At 59.0% G+C, this 18250-nt stretch carries 13 protein-coding genes, 1 tRNA gene and 1 pseudogene; all 15 read right to left on the reverse strand.

The window, feature by feature from the left end; genetic code table 11:
• Nucleotides 1-116 (reverse strand): GTP-binding protein (locus P3T20_RS36970; protein WP_035515644.1); only part of this gene is annotated, 116 nt, incomplete at its 3' end.
• Nucleotides 117-163: 47 nt separating this feature from the next.
• Nucleotides 164-2266, reverse strand: a complete 2103-nt coding sequence (fusA, locus tag P3T20_RS36975) for an elongation factor G (RefSeq protein WP_074262709.1) — start codon at nt 2264-2266, stop codon at nt 164-166.
• 133 nt (nt 2267-2399) lie between these two features.
• On the reverse strand, nt 2400-2870 hold the full coding sequence (gene rpsG / locus P3T20_RS36980; RefSeq protein ID WP_006053291.1) for a 30S ribosomal protein S7: 471 nt from the start codon (nt 2868-2870) through the stop codon (nt 2400-2402).
• Nucleotides 2871-3050: 180 nt separating this feature from the next.
• Nucleotides 3051-3431 (reverse strand): 30S ribosomal protein S12, encoded by a 381-nt coding sequence (gene rpsL / locus P3T20_RS36985; protein ID WP_035935550.1) that lies wholly within the window; start codon nt 3429-3431, stop codon nt 3051-3053.
• A gap of 220 nt (nt 3432-3651) precedes the next feature.
• Complete coding sequence (gene recQ / locus P3T20_RS36990) at nt 3652-5499, reverse strand: DNA helicase RecQ (protein WP_429289454.1); 1848 nt, start codon at nt 5497-5499, stop codon at nt 3652-3654.
• Nucleotides 5500-5747: 248 nt separating this feature from the next.
• Nucleotides 5748-9986, reverse strand: coding sequence for a DNA-directed RNA polymerase subunit beta' (rpoC, locus tag P3T20_RS36995; protein ID WP_074262711.1), 4239 nt, complete (start codon nt 9984-9986; stop codon nt 5748-5750).
• Between the two features lie 21 nt (nt 9987-10007).
• Nucleotides 10008-14114 (reverse strand): DNA-directed RNA polymerase subunit beta, encoded by a 4107-nt coding sequence (gene rpoB / locus P3T20_RS37000; protein WP_074262712.1) that lies wholly within the window; start codon nt 14112-14114, stop codon nt 10008-10010.
• A 369-nt stretch (nt 14115-14483) separates the two neighbouring features.
• Nucleotides 14484-14858 (reverse strand): 50S ribosomal protein L7/L12, encoded by a 375-nt coding sequence (gene rplL / locus P3T20_RS37005; RefSeq protein ID WP_062129471.1) that lies wholly within the window; start codon nt 14856-14858, stop codon nt 14484-14486.
• Between the two features lie 63 nt (nt 14859-14921).
• Nucleotides 14922-15425: a 50S ribosomal protein L10 gene (gene rplJ / locus P3T20_RS37010; protein ID WP_074262713.1), complete on the reverse strand. Its 504-nt coding sequence runs from the start codon at nt 15423-15425 to the stop codon at nt 14922-14924.
• Nucleotides 15426-15727: 302 nt separating this feature from the next.
• Nucleotides 15728-16426, reverse strand: a complete 699-nt coding sequence (rplA, locus tag P3T20_RS37015; protein WP_074262714.1) for a 50S ribosomal protein L1 — start codon at nt 16424-16426, stop codon at nt 15728-15730.
• Nucleotides 16427-16858, reverse strand: coding sequence for a 50S ribosomal protein L11 (gene rplK / locus P3T20_RS37020; protein ID WP_074262715.1), 432 nt, complete (start codon nt 16856-16858; stop codon nt 16427-16429). It abuts the gene before it with no gap.
• A gap of 163 nt (nt 16859-17021) precedes the next feature.
• A complete protein-coding gene (gene nusG, locus P3T20_RS37025; protein WP_007180147.1) occupies nt 17022-17579 on the reverse strand; it encodes a transcription termination/antitermination protein NusG in 558 nt (185 codons plus the stop codon).
• A 1-nt stretch (nt 17580) separates the two neighbouring features.
• Nucleotides 17581-17961 (reverse strand): preprotein translocase subunit SecE, encoded by a 381-nt coding sequence (gene secE, locus P3T20_RS37030; protein ID WP_074262716.1) that lies wholly within the window; start codon nt 17959-17961, stop codon nt 17581-17583.
• A 35-nt stretch (nt 17962-17996) separates the two neighbouring features.
• A tRNA-Trp gene (locus P3T20_RS37035) sits at nt 17997-18072 on the reverse strand.
• A 64-nt stretch (nt 18073-18136) separates the two neighbouring features.
• Nucleotides 18137-18250 (reverse strand): annotated as a pseudogene (locus P3T20_RS37040) (elongation factor Tu); the annotation flags it as partial.

Consider the following 18250-nt stretch of genomic DNA (forward strand, 5'->3'; position numbering starts at 1 on the left):
TTCGCGGTCAGCACCGTCGTGATCGCTGCCGTCAGCGTGGTCTTGCCGTGGTCAACGTGACCGATCGTGCCGACGTTCACGTGCGGCTTGGTCCGTTCGAATTTACCTTTAGCCATGTTTCTCTTCTTTCAAAAAGTTAATCGTTGAATGACTTGCCGCGCGCTTACTTCGACTTCGCGTTGATGATTGCTTCCGACACGTTGCGCGGTGCTTCCGAATAATGCTTGAACTCCATCGTGTACGTTGCACGACCTTGGCTCAGCGAACGCAGCGACGTCGAGTAGCCAAACATTTCCGACAGCGGCACTTCGGCGCGAACAATCTTGCCGCCGCCAATCATGTCTTCCATGCCCTGAACAATACCGCGACGGCCCGAAAGATCGCCCATCACGTTGCCCATGTAGTCTTCCGGCGTTTCGACTTCCACAGCCATCATCGGTTCGAGGATGACCGGGCTTGCCTTGCGCATTGCTTCCTTGAACGCCATCGAACCGGCCATGCGGAACGCGTTTTCGTTCGAGTCAACATCGTGGTACGAACCGAACGTCAGGTGAACCTTCACGTCAACGACCGGGAAGCCTGCCAGCACGCCAGCCTTCAGCGTTTCCTGGATACCCTTGTCGACTGCCGGGATGTATTCACGCGGAATCACGCCGCCCTTGATCTCGTCCAGGAACTCGTAGCCCTTGCCTTGCTCGTTCGGCTCGAGCGTGATGACCGCGTGACCGTACTGGCCGCGACCACCCGACTGCTTGACGAACTTACCGTCAACGTCTTCCGCCTTGCCGCGAATCGTCTCGCGGTAAGCCACCTGCGGCTTGCCGACAGTCGCTTCGACGCCGAATTCACGCTTCATCCGGTCAACCAGAATTTCGAGGTGCAGTTCGCCCATGCCCGAAATAATAGTTTGACCCGATTCTTCGTCCGTTTGCACGCGGAACGACGGATCTTCCTGAGCCAGGCGGTTCAGTGCCAGGCCCATCTTTTCCTGGTCGGGCTTCGTCTTCGGCTCAACAGCCTGCGAAATCACCGGCTCCGGGAAAATCATGCGTTCGAGCACGATCGGGCTCTGCGGATCGCATAGCGTGTCGCCAGTCGTTGCGTCTTTCAGGCCGACTGCAGCAGCGATGTCGCCTGCGCGGACTTCCTTGATTTCTTCACGCTGGTTTGCGTGCATCTGCAGAATACGACCCAGACGCTCCTTCTTGTCCTTCGTCGCGTTCAGCACCGTGTCGCCCGAATTCACAACGCCCGAGTACACACGGAAGAAGATCAGCTGGCCGACGAACGGGTCAGTCATGATCTTGAATGCCAGTGCCGAGAACTTTTCGTCGTCAGCAGCGCGGCGCTCACCCTGTTCACCGTTTTCCAGCTCGCCGGTAACCGGCGGGATGTCGATCGGCGACGGCAGGAAGTCGAGCACGGCGTCCAGCATCCGTTGCACACCCTTGTTCTTGAACGCGGTACCGCAAAGCATCGGCTGGATTTCGCAAGCGATCGTACGGTCGCGCAGACCCTTGACGATTTCCTCTTCGGTCAGCTCGCCCTCTTCGAGGTACTTGTTCATCAGCTCTTCGCTCGATTCAGCCGCGGCCTCGACCATCTTTTCACGCCACTCGTTGCACGTGTCAACGAGCTCAGCCGGGATTTCTTCGTACGAGAACTTCGTGCCTTGGGACGCGTCATCCCAAATGATCGCCTTCATCTTCAGCAGATCGACCACGCCCGTGAACGTTTCTTCGGCGCCGATAGGCACCACAACCGGAACCGGGTTCGCCTTCAGACGCAGCTTGAGCTGGTCGTAGACCTTGAAGAAGTTCGCACCGGTACGATCCATCTTGTTGATGAACGCGAGACGGGGAACCTTGTACTTGTTAGCCTGACGCCAGACAGTTTCCGACTGCGGCTGCACGCCGCCCACTGCGCAGTAAACCATGCATGCACCGTCGAGCACGCGCATCGAACGCTCAACTTCAATCGTGAAGTCAACGTGGCCCGGGGTGTCGATGATGTTGATGCGGTGCTCGGCGCGGTCGCCAGCCATACCTTTCCAGAAGGCCGTGGTAGCAGCCGACGTGATGGTAATGCCGCGTTCCTGCTCCTGCTCCATCCAGTCCATGGTGGCAGCGCCGTCGTGAACTTCACCAATCTTATGGTTCACGCCGGTATAGAACAGAATGCGCTCGGTCGTCGTCGTTTTGCCGGCGTCGATGTGAGCGCTAATACCGATATTGCGGTAGCGCTCGATAGGTGTCTTGCGAGCCACTTTGATCCTCTATGGGGATAACGCGATGCGAGAAAGACCCATCGCGCTGTAACACAAACGGGCGAGGCGCTTTATAAGCGCACCCGCCCGGAATTTCTTGCCGATTTCTTCCGCTAACCCGGGATCGGGCAGCTTAGAAACGGAAGTGCGAGAACGCCTTGTTGGCTTCTGCCATCCGGTGAACTTCGTCGCGCTTCTTCATCGCGCCGCCACGGCCTTCGGCCGCTTCGGAGAGTTCACCTGCCAGACGCAGGGCCATCGACTTCTCACTGCGCTTCTTCGCAGCTTCGCGCAACCAACGCATCGCCAATGCCATACGACGCGACGGACGCACTTCGACCGGAACCTGATAGTTCGCACCACCAACGCGACGGCTCTTCACTTCGACCACCGGCTTCACGTTGTTGAGCGCTACCGTGAACACTTCCAGCGGGTCCTTGCCACCCTTGGTCTGGATCTGTTCAAAAGCGCCGTACACGATACGCTCGGCAACCGACTTCTTGCCGGAGAGCATCAGCACGTTCATGAACTTGGCTACATCTACGTTACCGAACTTCGGATCCGGCAACACTTCCCGCTTGGGGACTTCGCGACGACGCGGCATGTTTCTTCCTTTAACTTTTTCAGTTGGAGCTATTTTTAGCCCCGCGGCCACCAACTAACCCGATTCATCTCTTACGACTTACCAGCCCGGTCGGGTGACCACTTACTCGACAGCACCGGCGATTCCGGCACCACCGCTAATACCGCCTTTGCAGGCGACCTGAAACGACTGACCGGCTAATTACTTGCCAGCCTTGGCGCGCTTGGCACCGTACTTCGAACGAGCCTGCTTACGATCCTTGACGCCCTGGGTGTCCAGCGAGCCGCGAACCATGTGGTAACGCACACCCGGCAAGTCCTTCACACGACCGCCGCGAATCAGCACGACCGAGTGTTCCTGCAGGTTGTGGCCTTCACCACCAATGTACGAAATGACTTCGAAGCCGTTCGTCAGGCGCACCTTGGCGACCTTACGAAGTGCCGAGTTCGGCTTCTTCGGCGTCGTGGTGTACACGCGAGTGCACACGCCGCGACGCTGGGGGCAGTCCTGCAAAGCCGGGCTCTTGCTCTTCACTGTTTCGGAAGCGCGGCCTTTGCGAACCAGTTGATTGATGGTTGGCATTGTTTATTCCTGAAATTGAACAAAATCGACGCAAATCTTTCTGGGCAAAGCAGAAACGATTGCGCATCGAACTTCCGGATCCGATTGCCAGCGTGCGAGCTCATCTTGCTTTGACCCGCGCGGCGGCATTCCAAGAACCGGAACCTAGCATAATATTCCGAAAAGACTAAGTGAGTCAATAGCTTGCGAGGTCTCGAAGCCCCGACTGACTCTGTAATGCCTAGTCGGCACCGACCACTTCGAGCAATTCCCAACCGAAGCGGTCCAGTTTGCGCGCACCCATGCCCGGAATGCCGCGCAAGGTCTCGATGGAATCGGGGCCGTTGCGGGCAATCTCCGCCAAAGTCGCGTCGTGGAAGATGACGTAGGCCGGCACGCCGTCGGTCTTCGCCGTCTCGGTGCGCCAGGCACGCAGACGGTCCCAGCGGGCGCGCTCGCGCGGCCCCATGCCGATCGTCGGATCCGCGCGCTCACTGGTGCGGCTAGACGACTGGCGGGTACGCGTCGGCTTCACGTAGCGGCGCATCGTGACGTTCTGCTCGCTCTTGAGTACCGCTTTACTTGCCTCGGTGAGCACCAGCGAGCCGAAGCCCTCATGGTCGACCGTCAGGTAACCGAACGCGACGAGCTGGCGGAAGATGGCGCGCCATTCCGGCTCGCCCAGCGCAGCGCCTATTCCGAAGGTGGTCAACTTTTCGTGACCGCGTTGCAGGATTTTTTCGCTGCGGTTACCACGCAAGATGTCGATCAGATGGCCGGCGCCGAAGTGGAAACCACTCGCCCGTTGCGCGCGGAACACGCAGGACAGTGCCATTTGCGCCTCCCGCGTTGCATCCCAGGTGTCGGGCGGTTCAAGACAGGTATCGCAATTGCCGCAGGGCTTGCTCGATTCGCCAAAATAGTTAAGCAGACGCACCCGGCGGCATGTCGCCGCTTCGCACAAGCCAAGCAGCGCGTCGAGTTTACCGGTCTGCACGCGCTTATGCGCATCGTCGGCGTCCGATTCGTCGATCATCTTGCGCTGCTGCACGACGTCGCCGAGGCCGTAGGCCATCCATGCGTTCGCCGGCATGCCGTCGCGGCCCGCGCGGCCCGTTTCCTGGTAGTAGCCTTCGACGCTTTTCGGTAAATCCAGGTGAGCGACAAAACGCACATCCGGCTTGTCGATGCCCATGCCAAACGCGATCGTCGCGCACATGACGATGCCTTCCTCGCGCTGGAACATCTCCTGGTGCTTCTGGCGAATCTCGAACTCCATGCCAGCGTGATAAGGCAGCGCACGCATGCCCTTCTCTTTCAGCCACTCGGCCGTTTCTTCCACCTTGCGACGTGACAGGCAATACACGACGCCGGCGTCGGTCGTGCCGTCGGGCCTGGAATGCTCGGCGCGGATGAAATCGAGCAATTGCGTCCGCGCATTGTCCTTTTCGACGATCCGGTAGCGGATGTTCGGGCGGTCGAAACTGGAGACGAAAACCCGCGCATCGTCGAGCGCCAGGCGGTGGATGATTTCATCGCGCGTAATGGCATCTGCAGTAGCCGTAAGCGCGATGCGAGGCACGTTCGGAAAACGTTCGTGCAACACCGACAGCTGAATGTACTCAGGGCGGAAGTCGTGCCCCCATTGCGAAACGCAGTGCGCTTCGTCGATCGCAAACAAGCCGATGCGCGTGCGCTCGAGCAGTTCCTGGAAGCGCGACGTCATCAGCCGCTCGGGAGCCACATACAGCAGATCGATCTCGCCTTCGCGCAATGCGCGCTCAGTCGCGGCGGCCTCCGGGCCAGACAAGGTCGAATTCAGATACGCCGCGCGCACGCCGACTTCCTTGAGCGCAGCAACCTGATCCTGCATCAGCGCGATCAACGGCGACACCACGATCCCCGCGCCCAGTCCGGCCTCGCGCCGCACCAGCGACGGAATCTGGTAACAGAGCGATTTGCCGCCGCCCGTCGGCATCAACACGAGGCAATCGCCGCCGCCGGCGACATGTTCGACAATCTCCCCCTGTTGCCCTCTGAACACGGGGTAACCGAAGACTTCGTTGAGGATTTCGAGCGAACGGGACATGAATTTGAGAGAGGACAGCGTATTGCCGGTGACACGAATTTTACCAACGCATTCGTGCTGCGCCCGCGCTTTCCGACAACGTTAGCCAATTGGCCTACAAAACCGCTCAAAGGCGTGTCAAAAGCGACTGTGGTGCGCGGGACAGGAGTAACTGCTAAAGCACTGACTGCTGTCGATAAAAAAAAGCCGCTCAGTCGAAACTGAGCGGCTTCTGGCTTACGAGCCCAAGCGGCTTGCGCCGCCAGAACTTATTCGCCTGAGTGTTGCTGTTCGGCGGCCGGGGTTTCCGGCGTACCGAATTCGAACGACTCTTCCGCGGCGATCTGATCGAAACGCTCGCGGTCGGACAGTTCCTTGCTCTTGCGTGCCTTGTGGAACGCGAGACCCGTACCGGCCGGAATCAGACGGCCAACGATCACGTTTTCCTTCAGACCGCGCAGGTCGTCGCGCTTGCCCATAATCGCCGCTTCGGTCAGCACGCGGGTCGTTTCCTGGAACGATGCCGCAGAGATGAACGAGTCGGTCGACAGCGACGCCTTCGTAATACCGAGCAAGACGTTTTCGTACGTTGCCGGACGCTTGTCTTCCGCGATCATACGGTCGTTCTCGTCGAGCATATCCGACCGCTCGACCTGTTCGCCCGGGATGAAACGCGTATCGCCGTTGTCCGTAATCTGCACGCGGCGCAGCATCTGACGAACAATCACTTCAATGTGCTTGTCGTTGATCTTCACGCCCTGCAGACGGTACACGTCCTGCACTTCGTCCACGATGTAACGCGACAGCGCTTCGACGCCCTGCAGACGCAGGATGTCGTGCGGATCGGCCGGCCCGTCGACAATCATTTCGCCCTTGTTGACGACCTGACCATCGTGCACCAGAACCTGCTTTTCCTTCGCGATCAGGAACTCGTGCTGGTTGCCCTCGAGGTCCGTGATAACGAGACGCTGCTTGCCCTTCGTGTCCTTACCGAACGACGTGGTACCCGTGACTTCCGCCAGGATACCTGCGTCCTTCGGCGAACGTGCTTCGAACAGTTCCGCCACACGCGGCAGACCGCCGGTAATGTCACGCGTCTTCTGCGATTCGGTCGGGATACGTGCGAGCACTTCACCCACCTGCACCTGCTGACCATCCTTCACGGTGATCAGAGCGCCGACCTGGAAGCCGATCTGCACCGAGTGCTCGGTGTTCGGGATCTTGACTTCTTCACCGCTCGCATCCAGCAGCTTGACCTGCGGACGCACCGTCTTCGAAGCTTGCGAACCGCGGCGCTTCACGTCGATCACGACCAGCGTCGAGAGACCCGTCACATCGTCGATCTGCTTGGCAACCGTCACGCCTTCTTCGACGTTTTCGAACTTCACCGTACCACCGTACTCGGTGATGATCGGACGCGTCATCGGATCCCACGTTGCCAGTTGCGTGCCGGCCTTGATCTGCGCGCCGTCCAGTTGCAACAGCGTCGCGCCGTACGGCACCTTGTGACGCTCACGCTCACGGCCGTGGTCGTCGGTGATCATCGCTTCGCCCGAACGCGAGATGACGATCTGCTCGCCCTTCGCATTCGTGACGTAACGCATCGTCGACGTGAAACGAACCGTACCGTTCGACTTGGCTTCGATCGACGAGGCCACTGCCGCACGCGATGCCGCACCACCGATGTGGAACGTACGCATCGTCAACTGCGTGCCCGGTTCACCGATCGACTGAGCAGCGATCACACCCACTGCCTCGCCGACGTTGACCGAGGAGCCGCGGCCCAGGTCGCGACCGTAGCAGGCTGCGCACAGACCGTAACGCGTTTCGCAAGTCAGCGGCGTACGCACGCGTACTTCGTCGATGCCGAGGCGTTCGATTTCTTCGACCGCGTCTTCGTCGAGCAACGTGCCTGCTTCGTACAGCGTTTCCTGCGATTCCGGATTGACGACGTCAGCCACCGCCACACGACCGAGGATACGGTCACGCAGGGCTTCGACGACTTCACCGCCTTCAACCAACGCCTTCATGGCGACGCCGTTCGACGTACCGCAATCGTCTTCGACCACCACCAGATCCTGCGTCACGTCCACCAGACGGCGCGTCAGGTAACCCGAGTTTGCCGTCTTCAGTGCCGTATCAGCCAGACCCTTCCGTGCACCGTGGGTCGAGATGAAGTACTGCAACACGTTCAGGCCTTCGCGGAAGTTCGCCGTAATCGGCGTCTCGATGATCGAGCCGTCCGGCTTCGCCATTAGGCCACGCATACCGGCCAGCTGACGAATCTGAACTGCGGAACCGCGAGCACCCGAGTCAGCCATCATGTAGATGGAGTTGAACGACTCCTGACGCGTCTGGTTGCCGTCGCGATCGACCACCGGCTCCGTCGAGAGCTGTTCCATCATCGCCTTGCCTACCGCTTCCGACGTTGCCGACCAGATGTCGACCACGTTGTTGTAGCGTTCTTGTGACGTGACGAGACCCGACATGTACTGACGGTCGTATTCCTTCACCTTCTTCGCGGCGTCGCCGACGATGGTTTCCTTCTGCGGCGGCACGAGCATGTCGTCCACGCAGATCGAGATACCAGCGCGCGTTGCCAGACGGAAACCCGACTGCATCAACTGGTCGGCGAAAATCACCGTTTCACGCAGACCGCACTTGCGGAATGCGGTGTTGATCAGACGCGAGATTTCCTTCTTCTTCAGCGGCTTGTTCAGCACCGAGAACGGCAGTCCCGGCGGCAGAATTTCCGACAGGATCGAACGGCCGACGGTCGTCGCATACAGCGTGATCTTCGGCACGAACTTCGGCGCACCTTCCGACTTGTCTTCGTTGTGGACCATTTCGGTGATCCGAACGTTGACGCGCGAAGCGAGCTCGACTTCCTTGTTCTCGTATGCACGCAGCGCTTCCGAGACGCCGGTGAACGTCAGGCCTTCGCCCTTGGCGTTCACAGCTTCGCGGGTCGCGTAGTACAGGCCGAGCACGATATCCTGCGACGGCACGATCGACGGATCGCCGTTAGCCGGGAACAGGACGTTGTTCGACGCCAGCATCAGCGTGCGCGCTTCCATCTGCGCTTCGAGCGACAGCGGCACGTGCACAGCCATCTGGTCACCGTCGAAGTCGGCGTTAAACGCCGCGCAAACGAGCGGGTGCAGCTGGATTGCCTTACCTTCGATCAGCACCGGCTCGAAAGCCTGAATGCCAAGACGGTGAAGCGTCGGCGCACGGTTCAGCATGACCGGATGCTCGCGGATCACCTCTTCCAGGATGTCCCACACCACCGGCGTCTGGTTCTCGACTTCCTTCTTCGCAGCCTTGATGGTGGTAGCGACACCCATCACTTCGAGCTTGTTGAAGATGAACGGCTTGAACAGTTCGAGCGCCATCAGCTTCGGCAGGCCGCACTGATGCAGCTTGAGCGTCGGGCCGACCACGATCACCGAACGGCCCGAGTAGTCCACACGCTTACCGAGCAGGTTCTGACGGAAACGACCGCCCTTACCCTTGATCATGTCAGCGAGCGACTTCAACGGACGCTTGTTCGCGCCGGTCATCGCCTTACCACGACGGCCGTTATCGAGCAGCGAATCGACGGCTTCCTGCAGCATCCGCTTTTCGTTGCGGACGATGATTTCAGGCGCCTTCAGTTCGAGCAGACGCTTCAACCGGTTGTTACGGTTGATCACGCGGCGATACAGGTCGTTCAGGTCCGACGTCGCGAAACGGCCGCCGTCCAGCGGCACCAGCGGACGCAGTTCCGGCGGCAGCACCGGCAGCACTTCGAGCACCATCCAGTCAGGCTTGATGCCCGAACGCTGGAAGGCCTCGAGCACCTTCAGGCGCTTCGCGTACTTCTTGATCTTCGCTTCCGAACCCGTGTTCTTAAGTTCGGTGCGCAGCATCTCGACCTGTTCGTCGATGTTGATCGCGCGCAGCAGTTCGCGCACGCCTTCCGCGCCCATTTCGGCACGGAATTCGTCACCGTACTCTTCGACCTTGTTGTAGTAATCCTCTTCCGTCATGATCTGCCGCGCTTTCAGCGGCGTCATGCCCGGATCGATCACCACATAGGCTTCGAAGTACAGCACGCGTTCGATGTCGCGCAGCGTCATGTCGAGCACCATGCCCAGACGCGACGGCAGCGACTTCAGGAACCAGATGTGCGCAACCGGCGAGGCCAGTTCGATGTGGCCCATCCGTTCGCGGCGCACCTTCGCCAGCGTGACTTCAACGCCGCACTTCTCGCAGATCACGCCACGGTGCTTCAGGCGCTTGTACTTGCCGCACAGGCATTCGTAGTCCTTGATCGGCCCGAAAATCTTCGCGCAGAACAAGCCATCACGTTCCGGCTTGAATGTCCGGTAGTTGATGGTTTCCGGCTTCTTCACTTCACCGAACGACCACGAACGGATCTTGTCCGGCGACGCCAGACCGATCTTGATTGCATCAAAAACTTCTTCTTGTTGGACTTGCTTGAATAGATCGAGCAGAGCTTTCATTGCCTTCTCTCCGTAGTCCGATTAGTTGCGGTCGAGGTCGATATCGATACCGAGCGAGCGGATTTCCTTCACCAACACGTTGAAGGATTCCGGCATGCCTGCATCGATCACGTGATCGCCCTTGACCAGGTTCTCATAGACCTTGGTCCGGCCAGTCACGTCGTCCGACTTCACCGTCAGCATTTCCTGCAGCACGTACGATGCGCCGTACGCTTCGAGCGCCCACACTTCCATTTCACCGAAACGCTGGCCACCAAACTGCGCCTTACCGCCCAACGGCTGCTGCGTCACGAGCGAGTACGGGCCCGTGGAACGCGCGTGCATCTTGTCGTCGACCAAGTGGTGCAGTTTCAGGTAGTGCATGTAGCCGACCGTGACCGTACGCTCGAACATCTCGCCCGTGCGACCGTCGTACAGGCGGACCTGGTTCTTCGACGGCGTCATGCCGAGGTTCTTCGCGATGTCGTCCGGGAAGGCCAGATCCAGCGCGCGCGACATTTCTTCTTCCGTCGCACCGTCGAACACCGGCGTGGCAAACGGAACGCCTTCGCGCAAGTTCTTCGCCAGTTCGACGATTTCGTCGTCCGTGAAGCTGTCCAGCTCTTCAGCGCGGCCCGACTCGTTGTAGATCTTGGTCAGGAATGCGCGCAGTTCTTCGATCTTCGCCTGACGCTGCAGCATTTCGCCGATACGCCAGCCGAGACCCTTCGCGGCCCAACCCAGATGCACTTCGAGAACCTGGCCCACGTTCATCCGCGACGGCACGCCGAGAGGATTCAGCACGACGTCAGCCGGACGGCCATCGGCCATGTACGGCATGTCTTCGATCGGAACGATCTTCGACACCACACCCTTGTTACCGTGACGGCCGGCCATCTTGTCGCCAGGCTGCAGACGACGCTTCACAGCCAGATACACCTTGACCATCTTCAGCACGCCCGGCGGCAGTTCATCGCCCTGGGTGAGCTTCTTACGCTTTTCTTCGAACGCCAGGTCGAACTGGTGACGCTTCTGTTCGATCGAGTCCTTGATGGCTTCGAGCTGCGCCGCTGCTTCTTCGTCCGCGAGGCGGATGTCGAACCAGTGATAGTGATCCAGATCTTGCAGGTAAGCCTGGTCGATCTTCGTACCCTTCGCGAGCTTCTTCGGGCCACCGTTGGCAACCTTGCCGTCCAGCATACGTGCGAGACGCTGGAACGCGTCGCCTTCCACGATACGCAACTGGTCGTTCAGGTCGAGGCGATAGCGCTTCAGTTCATCGTCGATGATCTGCTGGGCACGCTTGTCGCGCTGGATGCCTTCACGGGTGAACACTTGCACGTCGATGACCGTGCCGCTCATGCCCGACGGCACGCGCAGCGACGTATCCTTCACGTCCGAAGCCTTTTCACCGAAGATCGCGCGCAGCAGCTTTTCTTCCGGCGTCAGCTGGGTTTCACCCTTCGGCGTTACCTTACCGACCAGCACGTCGCCTGCTTCGACTTCAGCGCCGATGTAGACGATGCCCGACTCATCGAGACGGCCGAGTTGTACTTCGGCCAGGTTCGAGATGTCGCGCGTGATTTCTTCCGGTCCAAGCTTCGTATCGCGAGCAACGACGTTCAGTTCTTCGATGTGGATCGAGGTGTAGCGGTCGTCAGCAACCACCTTCTCCGAGATCAAGATCGAGTCTTCGAAGTTGTAGCCGTTCCACGGCATGAACGCGACCAGCATGTTCTGGCCGAGAGCCAGTTCGCCGAGATCGGTCGATGCACCGTCAGCCAGCACGTCGCCACGCGACACGATGTCGCCGACCTTCACGATCGGACGCTGGTTGATGTTCGTGTTCTGGTTCGAACGCGTGTACTTGATCAGGTTGTAGATGTCCACGCCGACGTCGCCAGCAGCGGCTTCATCGTCGTTCACGCGGATCACCATACGGCCTGCGTCGACGTAATCCACCACGCCACCGCGGAATGCCTGAACCGTCGTACCCGAGTCAACTGCCACCGTACGCTCGATACCCGTACCGACCACGGCCTTTTCAGGACGCAGACACGGCACAGCCTGACGTTGCATGTTCGAACCCATCAATGCGCGGTTCGCGTCATCGTGCTCGAGGAACGGAATCAGCGAAGCAGCGACCGAAACGATCTGCGACGGCGCCACGTCCATGTACTGGATGCGGTCCGGCGTAACCATCAGCGTTTCGCCTGCTTCACGCGACGACACCAGCTCGTCGGTCAGCGAGCCGTCAGCAGCCACGGCCGCGTTCGCCTGAGCGATCACGTAACGGCCCTCTTCGATCGCCGACAGATAGTCGATCTGATCCGTCACCTTGCTGTCCACAACCTTGCGATACGGCGTTTCGAGGAAGCCGTATTCGTTCAGGTGCGCGTACAGAGCCAGCGAGTTGATCAGGCCGATGTTCGGACCTTCCGGCGTTTCAATCGGGCACACACGGCCATAGTGGGTCGGGTGCACGTCGCGGACTTCAAAGCCAGCGCGCTCACGAGTCAAACCGCCCGGGCCAAGAGCCGAAACACGGCGCTTGTGGGTGATTTCCGACAGCGGGTTGGTCTGGTCCATAAACTGCGACAGCTGCGACGAACCGAAGAACTCGCGGATCGCCGACGAAATCGGCTTCGAGTTGATCAGGTCGTGCGGCATCAGGTTTTCGCTTTCAGCCTGACCCAGACGTTCCTTCACCGCACGTTCCACACGCACGAGACCGGCGCGGAACTGGTTCTCCGCCAATTCGCCGACGCAACGCACACGACGATTGCCCAAGTGGTCGATGTCGTCCACTTCGCCCTTGCCGTTACGCAGCTCGACCAGGATCTTGATCGTGGCGAGGATGTCGTCGTCTTGCAGCGTCATCGGGCCGACGATTTCGTCGCGACCGACACGGCGGTTGAACTTCATACGACCCACCTTGGACAGGTCGTATGCGTCTTCACTGTAGAACAGACGGTTGAACAGCGCCTCGACCGCTTCTTCGGTCGGCGGTTCGCCCGGACGCATCATGCGGTAGATCGCGATGCGAGCGGCCATCTTGTCGGCGGTTTCGTCGATACGCAGCGTCGAGGAGATGTACGGACCTTGATCGAGATCGTTCGTGTAGAGCGTCTGGATGTCCTTGATCTTCGCTTCGCGCAGCTTTTCGAGGACGGTTTCCGTGATTTCGTCGTTCGCGTTGGCGATGACTTCACCGGTGTCGCCGTCAACGACGTTCTTCGCCAGCGTACGGCCGAGCAGATAGTCTTCCGGCACCGAGATGAACTTCGTCTTCGCGTTTTCGAGGTCACGAATGTGCTTGGCGTTGATCCGCTTGTCCTTCTGGACGATCACGTTGCCGTCACGGTCCGAAATGTCGAAGCGCGCGACTTCACCACGCAGACGCTCCGGCACGAATTCCATCTGCGCGCCTTCCGGCATCAGCGTGAAATTGTCGAACACGAAGAAGTTAGCGAGGATCTGTTCCGGCGTCAGGCCAATGGCCTTGAGCAGAATCGTGACCGGCATCTTACGGCGGCGGTCGACGCGGAAATACAGCACGTCCTTCGGGTCGAATTCGAAGTCGAGCCACGAACCACGGTAAGGAATGATACGTGCCGAGAACAGCAGCTTGCCCGAGCTATGCGTCTTGCCCTTGTCGTGTTCGAAGAACACGCCAGGCGAGCGGTGCAGCTGCGAAACGATCACGCGTTCCGTGCCGTTGATGACGAACGAACCAGTCGGCGTCATGAGCGGAATTTCGCCCATATACACTTCCTGTTCCTTCACTTCCTTGACGACCGGCTTGCTCGGCGATTCCTTATCGAGCAGCACCAGGCGCACTTTCGCGCGCAGCGCTGAGCAGTACGTCAAACCGCGCTGCTGACATTCCTTGATGTTGAATGCCGGCGGCGACAGCATGTAGCTGACGAACTCTAGACGGGCGAAGCCGTTGTGAGAAACAATGGGGAAAACGGACGTAAACGCCGCTTGCAGGCCTTCCGGCTTGCGTTGCGTCGAAGACGTGTCGGCTTGCAGAAACGTGCTGAATGATTCAAGCTGGGTAGCCAGCAGGAAAGGTACTTGGTGAACGATGGGGCGCTTCGCGAAACTCTTGCGAATGCGCTTCTTCTCGGTGAAGGAATATTGCATACGATCTCCGAATCACGGCGGGCATTGTTGTCGAGGCAGGATACCTTGATGAGACAACCCGAGTGTTCACCGACTGAGACCCGATGGCCGTCCGATGGCTTGAACGAGCCTAGAAGCTTGGTGGTTGGCCGCTACCAACCGCTGGCTGACGGCAGCGGATGCCTATGTTGCCCGCTACCCGACCAAACTTGCCTTCTGCAGTCGCTTCAGAAGACAAAGAAAAACGCCGGTCAATGCTGCCGAAAGGCGATTTTCTTTGGCTTCTAGGACTACGTTCTTACCGAAACAACCCGGCAAAAACGTAGCGCCCACAAAGCACAAAAAGGCCGGCGGTGGAAAACCGCCAGCCTTCGCACAGCGCGCCGAAAGTTACTTGATTTCAGCTTTCGCGCCGGCTTCTTCCAGCTTCTTCTTGGCTTCTTCAGCAGCAGCCTTGGGTACCGCTTCCTTAACAGGCTTCGGTGCGCCGTCGACCAGGTCCTTCGCTTCCTTCAGGCCGAGACCCGTCAGTTCACGAACAGCCTTAATGACCGAAACCTTGTTCGCGCCGACTTCCGTCAGGTTGACCGTGAATTCGGTTTGCTCTTCAGCAGCAGCTGCAGCGCCGCCGCCTGCCGGGCCTGCCACTGCAACAGCAGCTGCCGACACGCCAAACTTTTCTTCGAACGCCTTAACCAGCTCGTTCAGTTCCAGAACCGACATCGAGCTTACTGCTTCGAGGATGTCTTCTTTTGCGATTGCCATTTGAAATACTCCTAAATTGAATTCGGATACAGCCAGCGATCAATTACGCTCGACTGAAGTGCGTTAAGCAGCGGTTTCTTCGCCTTGTTTCTTTTCTGCCAGCGCGGCCAGAGCGCGCGCGAAGCCAGAAACAGGTGCCTGCATAACGTACAACAGCTTGGAGAGCAGTTCTTCGCGGCTCGGGATGTTTGCCAGCGCTTGCACGCCAGCCTTGTCCATCACCTTGCCTTCGTAGGAACCAGCCTTGATGATCAACTTGTCATTGCTCTTGCCGAAGTCGTTGACGACCTTGGCAGCAGCAATTGCATCTTCCGAGATGCCGTAGATCAGGGGGCCAGTCATCTGCTCTGCCAGCGAAGCAAACGGGGTACCTTCGACAGCGCGACGCGCCAGCGTGTTCTTCAACACGCGGAGGTACACCTGTTGCTCGCGCGCTTTCGCGCGCAGCTTGGTCAGATCGCCAACCGCGATTCCACGATACTCAGCAAGAACGACGGTCTGGGCTTTCGCGACTTGCGCGGCAACCTCAGCGACGACGGCCTGCTTGCTTTCTTTATTGAGTGGCACGGTTAACCTCCAGATTCGATACACGCAGCGTGCGCCTTGTGCATCGCGTTCAACAACGGCGTCCGACCAGTCAGGAGTATTTCGACCACGCGCTGTTCGCATTGCTGCGGACAACCCGCGGTTTCATCACCACAAAACCTTTTCGGGTTCGCCATCTGCGTTGGCTTTACATTAAGGGTCGGCCTACCTGCTGCTTTCCCGCCAACGGTCTTTGACAACCGGTCGTTCGATGCAGACTGCCATCTTGCGACCGCCCAAAGCCCTTAGAACCGCCTCGACTCACATCAAGGCGATGAATTTTCTTACTGTGCTGCGAGCGATGTCTGGTCGACGCGAACGCCAACACCCATCGTGCTCGACAACGCGACCTTACGCAGGTACACACCCTTGCTCGTTGCCGGCTTCGCCTTTTGCAGCGCTTCGACGAGAGCAGCCAGGTTGGTGCGCAGAGCCGTCGGCTCAAACGAAGCGCGACCAATGGTGGCGTGGATGATACCGGCCTTGTCGACGCGGAATTGCACCTGACCTGCCTTGGCGTTCTTCACAGCCGTCGCGACGTCCGGCGTCACGGTACCGACCTTCGGGTTCGGCATCAGGCCACGCGGGCCAAGGATCTGACCAAGCGTACCGACAACGCGCATCGTGTCCGGCGAAGCGATCACGATGTCGAAGTCCAGCTTGCCGGCCTTGACCTGTTCAGCCAGGTCTTCCATACCGACGATTTCCGCGCCTGCTGCACGAGCTTGCTCAGCCTTTTCGCCCTGAGCGAACACAGCGACGCGAACCGACTTGCCGGTACCGGCCGGCAGTACGACCGAGCCACGAACCACTTGATCCGACTTCTTCGCATCGATGCCGAGTTGCACAGCAACGTCGATCGATTCGTCGAATTTCGCGCTTGCGCACTCTTTCACGAGCGACAGCGCTTCGTCGATCGCGTACAGCTTCTGGCGATCAACCTTGTTTGCAAATGCTTGCAGACGCTTCGAAAGCTTAGCCATTTACACGCCCTCCACGGTGATGCCCATCGAGCGCGCGCTACCAGCGATCGTACGGACCGCTGCGTCCAGGTCAGCTGCCGTCAGATCGGGCATCTTGGCCTTGGCGATGTCTTCAGCTTGTGCGCGCGTGATCTTGCCGACCTTGTCGGTGTGCGGCTTTGCCGAACCCTTGTCGATCTTCGCTGCCTTCTTGATCAGAACCGTAGCCGGCGGCGTCTTCAGAACGAACGTGAAGCTCTTGTCCGCGAACGCAGTGATCACGACAGGAATCGGCAGACCCGGTTCCATTGCCTGAGTCTGCGCGTTGAACGCCTTGCAGAACTCCATAATGTTCAGGCCACGCTGACCCAGTGCCGGACCGACCGGCGGCGACGGATTGGCTTTACCTGCAGGAATCTGCAGTTTGATAAAGCCGATGATTTTCTTTGCCATGTTGAAAACCTCGTTGGAACGCCGCGCTGCTACATGCGGGCGTTCAGGTGAGTAGTAGCGCGCGTTCGCCGAAACCGGCTACTGACGCTCCTCAACGGCCATTACGCGGACCGTAAGCGCGAAATACGGAACGCGCCGTTAGGCGCGCTCCGCGGAATCTTCATTACAACTTTTCGACCTGACCAAATTCCAGCTCGACCGGCGTTGCGCGGCCGAAAATGGTGACAGACACGCGGACTCGCGACTTCTCGTAGTTCACTTCCTCGACGCTGCCGTTGAAATCCGTGAACGGGCCGTCCTTGACGCGAACCATCTCACCGACCTCGAACAGAGTCTTCGGACGCGGCTTCTCGACGCCTTCCTGCATCTGCGACATGATCTTCTCGACTTCCCGCGGGGAAATCGGGCTAGGACGATTGCGCGCACCGCCCACGAAACCGGTCACCTTTGCCGTGTTCTTCACGAGGTGCCACGTCTCGTCAGTCATTTCCATTTCCACAAGCACATAGCCCGGGAAGAAACGACGCTCGGTCACTGACTTGTGACCGCCTTTGACCTCTACGACTTCTTCAGTAGGCACGAGAATCTGGCCAAACTGGTCTTGCATGCCAGCACGTTCGATGCGCTCCTGAAGCGCACGTTGCACGCTCTTCTCCATACCGGAGTAGGCGTGCACGACGTACCAACGTTTTCCACTCGGGGATGCCGGAGTATCGCTCATATCATTTCCAACCCAGAATCGCCGAGAAAATCGCCCATTCTATGGACTTATCGCAAATCCACAGAAACACCGCCATGATGAACACAAAAGCGAACACCACGAGAGTTGTTTGCGTTGCCTCTTTACGAGTCGGCCAAACAACCTTGCGGACTTCTTTGTACGAGTCCTTGGCGAATGCGATGAAACCCTTACCGGGCGCGGAGAGAAGTCCGACTGCAACACCCGCGATGACGCCAACAGCCAAGGCAGCTCCGCGGACGTACCATTCCTGGCTACCGAGCCAGAAGAACCCCACGAACCCGGCCAAGACCAACAATACGCCCGCAGCGACCATCAGCTTGTCGCCGGAAGTATTTACAGTTTCGACGGAAGGATTCGCCATAACACCTTAACGAGCGCCACATACGGCGCGAGAGTTGGCAGGGGCAGAGGGAATCGAACCCCCAACCTTCGGTTTTGGAGACCGACGCTCTGCCAGTTGAGCTATACCCCTAAACCATTTTGGGGTTGACGACACCGCCAACCCCGAAACTTCTAATCCACGAGTACTGGCTGGCTTACTCGAGAATCTTGGCAACGACACCTGCGCCGACGGTACGGCCACCTTCACGGATGGCGAAGCGCAGACCTTCTTCCATCGCGATCGGGTTGATCAGCTTCACCGTGATCGA

The organism is Paraburkholderia sp. GAS206C, from assembly GCF_050435645.1.
GTDB classification, from domain to species: domain Bacteria; phylum Pseudomonadota; class Gammaproteobacteria; order Burkholderiales; family Burkholderiaceae; genus Paraburkholderia; species Paraburkholderia phenazinium_B.